Below are 2,683 nucleotides of genomic sequence, written 5' to 3'. Positions count from 1 at the left end.
TCTCTCGGGTGAGTACAAAGGAAGCGTCCGTTCCTTGAGAACTCAACAGCGTGCCAAAAATCAACGCCAGATATGTTGATACCCCGTCTGCCGGAATTCTTCCGGTGACGAGGTTCCTTTGAAACAACACAGCGAGGACGCTGTGTGCGAGGGGACTATTCCTCCTCTCGCACCGCTCTCGTGGTGTCATCCCGATCACGGGAAAACATTCACGGAGAGTTTGATCCTGGCTCAGGACGAACGCTGGCGGCGTGCTTAACACATGCAAGTCGAACGATGAAGCCCTTCGGGGTGGATTAGTGGCGAACGGGTGAGTAACACGTGGGCAATCTGCCCTTCACTCTGGGACAAGCCCTGGAAACGGGGTCTAATACCGGATATCACTTCCACTCGCATGGGTGGGGGTCGAAAGCTCCGGCGGTGAAGGATGAGCCCGCGGCCTATCAGCTTGTTGGTGAGGTAACGGCTCACCAAGGCGACGACGGGTAGCCGGCCTGAGAGGGCGACCGGCCACACTGGGACTGAGACACGGCCCAGACTCCTACGGGAGGCAGCAGTGGGGAATATTGCACAATGGGCGCAAGCCTGATGCAGCGACGCCGCGTGAGGGATGACGGCCTTCGGGTTGTAAACCTCTTTCAGCAGGGAAGAAGCGAGAGTGACGGTACCTGCAGAAGAAGCGCCGGCTAACTACGTGCCAGCAGCCGCGGTAATACGTAGGGCGCAAGCGTTGTCCGGAATTATTGGGCGTAAAGAGCTCGTAGGCGGCTTGTCACGTCGGGTGTGAAAGCCCGGGGCTTAACCCCGGGTCTGCATTCGATACGGGCTAGCTAGAGTGTGGTAGGGGAGATCGGAATTCCTGGTGTAGCGGTGAAATGCGCAGATATCAGGAGGAACACCGGTGGCGAAGGCGGATCTCTGGGCCATTACTGACGCTGAGGAGCGAAAGCGTGGGGAGCGAACAGGATTAGATACCCTGGTAGTCCACGCCGTAAACGGTGGGAACTAGGTGTTGGCGACATTCCACGTCGTCGGTGCCGCAGCTAACGCATTAAGTTCCCCGCCTGGGGAGTACGGCCGCAAGGCTAAAACTCAAAGGAATTGACGGGGGCCCGCACAAGCAGCGGAGCATGTGGCTTAATTCGACGCAACGCGAAGAACCTTACCAAGGCTTGACATACACCGGAAACGGCCAGAGATGGTCGCCCCCTTGTGGTCGGTGTACAGGTGGTGCATGGCTGTCGTCAGCTCGTGTCGTGAGATGTTGGGTTAAGTCCCGCAACGAGCGCAACCCTTGTCCTGTGTTGCCAGCATGCCCTTCGGGGTGATGGGGACTCACAGGAGACCGCCGGGGTCAACTCGGAGGAAGGTGGGGACGACGTCAAGTCATCATGCCCCTTATGTCTTGGGCTGCACACGTGCTACAATGGCCGGTACAATGAGCTGCGATGCCGTGAGGTGGAGCGAATCTCAAAAAGCCGGTCTCAGTTCGGATTGGGGTCTGCAACTCGACCCCATGAAGTCGGAGTTGCTAGTAATCGCAGATCAGCATTGCTGCGGTGAATACGTTCCCGGGCCTTGTACACACCGCCCGTCACGTCACGAAAGTCGGTAACACCCGAAGCCGGTGGCCCAACCCCTTGTGGGAGGGAGCTGTCGAAGGTGGGACTGGCGATTGGGACGAAGTCGTAACAAGGTAGCCGTACCGGAAGGTGCGGCTGGATCACCTCCTTTCTAAGGAGCACTTCTCAGCCGGTCCTTCGGGGCTGGTTCAGAGGCCAGTACACCGGCGAGTGTCCGGTGCTGGTTGCTCATGGGTGGAACGTTGATTATTCGGCACACTTGATCGTCTTCTCCTTCTAGTACTGCTCCTTGTGAGTGTGGAACGTTGAGGGAAGCGGCGAGGGTGTCGGGCACGCTGTTGGGTGTCTGAAGGTACGGCCGTGAGGCCGGGAAGCCTTCGATGCCGGCCCCAGTGAACTCCGGGTTGTACCGGGGGTGATGGGTGGTTGGTCGTTGTTTGAGAACTGCACAGTGGACGCGAGCATCTGTGGCCAAGTTTTTAAGGGCGCACGGTGGATGCCTTGGCACCAGGAACCGATGAAGGACGTGGGAGGCCACGATAGGCCCCGGGGAGTCGTCAACCAGGCTTTGATCCGGGGGTGTCCGAATGGGGAAACCCGGCAGTCGTCATGGGCTGTCACCCGCTGCTGAACACATAGGCAGTGTGGAGGGAACGCGGGGAAGTGAAACATCTCAGTACCCGCAGGAAGAGAAAACAACCGTGATTCCGGGAGTAGTGGCGAGCGAAACCGGATGAGGCCAAACCGTATGCGTGTGAGACCCGGCAGGGGTTGCGCATGCGGGGTTGTGGGATCTCTCTTCTGTCGTCTGCCGGCGGCAGGACGAGTCAGAAACCGTTGATGTAGGCGAAGGACATGCGAAAGGTCCGGCGTAGAGGGTAAGACCCCCGTAGTCGAAACGTCAGCGGCTCGTTTGAGAGACACCCAAGTAGCACGGGGCCCGAGAAATCCCGTGTGAATCTGGCGGGACCACCCGCTAAGCCTAAATATTCCCTGGTGACCGATAGCGGATAGTACCGTGAGGGAATGGTGAAAAGTACCGCGGGAGCGGAGTGAAATAGTACCTGAAACCGTGTGCCTACAAGCCGTGGGAGCGTCGG

At 58.7% G+C, this 2,683-nt stretch carries 2 rRNA genes; both read left to right on the top strand.

From position 1 onward, the window contains the following. Window positions 1-208: 208 nt before the first annotated feature. Window positions 209-1,734, top strand: a 16S ribosomal RNA gene (locus ACZ562_RS38275). Window positions 1,735-2,052: 318 nt separating this feature from the next. Further along, a 23S ribosomal RNA gene (locus tag ACZ562_RS38270) occupies window positions 2,053-2,683 on the top strand; the annotation flags it as partial.

This window comes from Streptomyces sp. NPDC040410, assembly GCF_055595715.1.
Note: the sequence above shows the minus strand (reverse complement) of the source record. Positions and strands in the feature narration are given on the sequence as shown.